This window comes from Mesorhizobium sp. M7A.F.Ca.CA.001.10.2.1 (assembly GCF_003998575.1).
Lineage (GTDB): Bacteria > Pseudomonadota > Alphaproteobacteria > Rhizobiales > Rhizobiaceae > Mesorhizobium.
Genome location: NZ_RZQY01000536.1, coordinates 1 through 4,240, shown reverse-complemented (window position 1 = coordinate 4,240; position 4,240 = coordinate 1). Strand labels below are relative to the sequence as shown.

Annotated in this window: 4 protein-coding genes; 3 read left to right on the top strand and 1 reads right to left on the bottom strand. The window is 62.3% G+C overall.

The features are described from left to right. Window positions 1–794, top strand: a 794-nt coding sequence (locus EN964_RS26690) for a ribonuclease (protein ID WP_127276945.1), incomplete at its 5' end; no start/stop codon positions are given. 89 nt (window positions 795–883) lie between these two features. Then, window positions 884–1,486 (top strand): hypothetical protein, encoded by a 603-nt coding sequence (locus EN964_RS26685; protein ID WP_127276943.1) that lies wholly within the window; start codon window positions 884–886, stop codon window positions 1,484–1,486. 4 nt (window positions 1,487–1,490) lie between these two features. Here the strand turns inward: EN964_RS26685 and EN964_RS26680 are convergent, their stop codons facing one another. Beyond that, window positions 1,491–2,777: a diguanylate cyclase gene (locus EN964_RS26680; protein WP_127271547.1), complete on the bottom strand. Its 1,287-nt coding sequence runs from the start codon at window positions 2,775–2,777 to the stop codon at window positions 1,491–1,493. Between the two features lie 273 nt (window positions 2,778–3,050). Here EN964_RS26680 and ettA point away from each other — a divergent pair. Further along, the coding region (gene ettA, locus EN964_RS26675; RefSeq protein WP_127276941.1) for an energy-dependent translational throttle protein EttA at window positions 3,051–4,240 on the top strand (1,190 nt) is incomplete at its 3' end.

Genomic DNA, 4,240 nt, shown 5'->3' with positions numbered 1-4,240 from the left:
ACCTTATCCTGGTGCCGGGCGCCGATCCGGAGCGCCGCTGGGTGAAGGTCAGTTGCGGCCATGTTTCCGGCAGCAGCGCGGCGACCGTGCCGGCCGCACCTGACGGCCAAGGCAAGCCGGCGGCGTCGGGAAAACCCGAATACGTCTTCGCGCTGAGCTGGCAGCCGGCGTTTTGCGAGACAAAGTCGAACAAGACCGAATGCAAGGCGCAGAACGCCGGTGATTTCGACGCGACGCATTTCACCTTGCATGGGTTGTGGCCGCAGCCGAACGGCAATTTCTATTGCCAGGCGACGGCGAGCGACAAGGCCAACGACAATCCGGCCCACTGGAAAGACCTGCCGCCGGTCAATCTGGACGCCAACACCCGCACGGAGCTCGATCAGGTGATGCCTGGAACGGCCTCCCACCTCGAGCGGCATGAATGGATCAAGCACGGCACCTGCTACGGCAAGAGCCAGCAGGACTATTTCTCCGACGCGCTCAACCTGATGCGCGCGGTGAACAGCTCGCCGGTGCGCGATCTCTTTGCCAAGAACATCGGCGGCAAGCTGACGGCGGACCAGATTCGCGGCGCTTTCGACACTGCCTTCGGCGCGGGGGCAGGCGACCGGGTGCGTGTGTCCTGTGTCATCGATCCGTCGAGCGGCAGGCGGCTGATCGGCGAACTGACGCTCGGCCTCGCCGGTCCGATCGGCCCGAACAGCGCGCTCAAGGACCTGCTGCTGGCTTCGGTGCCGACCAACAAGGCCGGCTGCCCAACCGGCAATGTCGACGCGATCGGCTTCCAGTAACTCTCAACAGAGGTACCGGACTGTCGCCCTGCCGTGCCCTGGTGCTATGCTGCGAGCGCATCATTCTGGCGGGGGCGGCAATGGATGGCATGACGAGCAGCGCGCTGGCGCGGCTGGCTTTCTGGGCCAAGGGCATGGTCTCGATAAACGATGCCCGCATGGAATGGCCGGGCTTTTCGTATACCGACGCCGAATGGGCACGCATGCGAACGCTCTCCGAACCGATCGGCGTCGGCACGTACCAGCTGTTCACGATCGTCAATGCGGTGATCTTCATCATTATCGCGGCGATCGGCATTTTCGGCGCCTTCCTGCCGCTGGCGACGTTGCTGTTTCCGGTGCCGGCGGACACCAGCGCGTTGAAATTCTCCTCGCTGCTGGCCGCTTGCGCTTTCTTGATCATCGGGCTCGGCCTGCCGATCTCGATGCGTCTTTCGGCCATGCTGGTCGGCGGCAAGACGATGCGAGCAGCACTTGTTTCCGCGCCCGGCGACGAGGCGTTGGCGTCGAAAGTCTCGTGGCAGATCAACCGCATCATGATGATCCTATGCGGCCTGCTGGTGCCGGGCATCCTGCTGTTCATTGCCTACGATATCGAGGCCGGGCCGATTATCACGGCGCTGAAATGGCTGGCGATCGCGCTGATGGCGGTTTCAACCGTGACGGGCATTCGACGGCAGAGGAAGTCGTAACGAACTAAATCCGCGCGGACTTTGTCCATGCAGCGGCCGTGTCGGCTTCGTGGCCGCCCGGCTCGCCGACGACGCGGTCGCGGCCGGTCGACTTCGCCTTGTAGAGACGCTGGTCGGCAAGCGCGAACAGGTCGGCTAGGCAGCGCGTGGTTTCGCTGACGCTGGAAACGCCGGTGCTGACGGTGAACTCGAATCGACTGGTGGCCGCTGAAGCCTTGATCGCATGGCGAATGCTTTCGCCAAGCAGCCTGGCGACCGAGTGCGGACAAGAACTGAGTATGGCGAATTCCTCACCGCCGATGCGGAACACCTGGTCCTCGGGACTGGCGACCTCGCGCAGCAGCGCGGCAACGGCCTTCAACACCTTGTCGCCTTCGGCATGGCCGAAACGGTCGTTGATCGATTTGAAATGATCGACATCGATGATCAGCAGGCTGAGCGGCCTGGCGGTGCGCAGGCTGACCTGGACGGCGGCTTCACCGTCGGCGTCGAAGCGCCCGCGGTGCAGCAGGCCGGTCAGCCCGTCACGGCCGACATGTTCGACCAGCGCCTCGTAGCGTTCGCGATAGGTCAACGTATCGAAGATATCGGTCAATCCGCGCGGCGCAGTGACCTGGCGCTCCTCAAACCATTTGAGATAGGCAACGAGCATGGTGCTGAAGGTCACCGCCGCCGCCATCTTGGCGAACCAGCCGCCGAAAAAGACGGCTATCGGCGCGCCGGCAACGAAATGCAGGGCGGTGAAAAAACCGGCCTGGTCGAAGGTCCGCACGCAAGCGACCGAAATCAGGATGCGCGCGAACGGCGCCTTGCGAAGATACCGACCAAGCTTTTCGTAGAGCAGGATGATCAGGATGGCATCGACGAACAGCAGCGTCGTGCCCCACACCATCAGCCAACCCATCTGGTCGATGAAGCCGATGTCTGGAAGCCTGCCGTCGGGAAGTGCCGCGATGACGTGCAGGCGCAGCAGCAGCACCAGCCCGATCATCAGCGCATTGCCGAGCAGCAGGCCGTAGATCGGCTGACGCACGGTTGCAGCGTCCTCCTTCATATAGAGCAGCAAAAGCATGACCAGCTTGCCGGAAAACAGCACCGCCGAGCCAGGCGAGACCATGCCGAACGGCAGAGCGACGTAAAAGACGCTGGCGAGATAGGTCTCGAGGAAGTGCATGACACCGAGCGCGCAGACGAATACGCCGAGGCCGATACGCCGTCTGAAGCGGAAAAGCGTCACCATGACGCTGAAGTAGACGACCGCTTCGGCAAGGAGCAGGAAACTGTTCAGCAATGCCGTCGACCCGATCTCTTTCTCGAAATCGCGAATAGCGAGCGATTCCACTCCGATCCTGTTTTGACGCCGAAGAGTTAACCGGAGATTTCAGCACGCTTCGTGCTGGTGGAAAACTTCGGCGATTGGCGGACACTTCCGCGTGTGACCGGGCAGATATGGCAAAAGCGATTGCCGTTCGCCGCCGCATCGCCTACATAGCGGCCAACCTCCACTCAATTCGACAGATCCAGTCAGTTTTCTGGGCCAGTCAGTTTTTCAGGGAAAGCGCGCGTGGCACGCCAGTTCATCTATCACATGGCCGGCCTCAACAAGGCCTATGGCACCAAGAAGGTGCTCGAGAATGTCCATCTCTCCTTCTATCCCGACGCCAAGATCGGCATCCTCGGCCCCAACGGTTCGGGCAAGTCGACGATCCTCAAGATCATGGCCGGGCTCGACAAGGAGTGGAACGGCGAAGCCTGGCTGGCCGAAGGCGCCACTGTCGGCTACCTGGCGCAGGAGCCTGCGCTCGATCCGGACAAGACCGTGTTCGAAAATATCATGGAAGGTGTCGCCGCCAAGACTGCCGTCATCGAACGCTATAACGAATTGATGATGAACTATTCCGACGAGACGGCCGACGAGTCGGCCAAGCTCCAGGACGAAATGGACCGGCTCAACCTTTGGGATCTCGAACAGCAGGTCGAGATGGCGATGGAAGCGCTGGGCTGCCCGCCCAAGGATTCGGAAGTCACCAAGCTTTCGGGCGGCGAACGCCGCCGCGTCGCACTTTGCCAGCTTCTGCTGCGCCAGCCCGACCTTCTGCTGCTCGACGAACCGACCAACCATCTCGACGCCGAGACCACGGCGTGGCTGGAAAAGCATCTGCGTGCCTATCCGGGCGCCGTGATGATCATCACCCACGACCGCTACTTCCTCGACAATGTCACCGGCTGGATCCTCGAACTCGATCGCGGCCGCGGCATTCCTTATGAGGGCAACTACACCAAATACCTCGAAGCCAAGGCCAAGCGCCTCAAGCAGGAAGGCCGCGAGGACGATGCCCGCCAGCGCGCCATCGGCCGCGAGCGCGAATGGATCCAGTCGAGCCCGAAGGCTCGCCAGACCAAGTCCAAGGCGCGTATCCAGGCGTTCCAGGATCTTTTGGATGCAGCCGACAAGCGGCGTCCGAGCGATACGCAGATCGTCATTCCGCATGGCGAGCGGCTCGGCAATGTGGTGATCGAGGCGGAAGGCCTGTCGAAGGGCTTTGGCGACACGCTGCTCATCGACGGCCTGGAATTCAAGCTGCCGCCCGGCGGCATCGTCGGCGTCATCGGCCCGAACGGCGCCGGCAAGACGACGCTGTTTCGCATGATCACCGGCCAGGAAAAGCCGGATGCGGGTTCTGTGCGCGTCGGCGAAACGGTCAAGCTCGGCTATGTCGACCAGAGCCGCGATGCGCTCGATCCGTCAAAGAC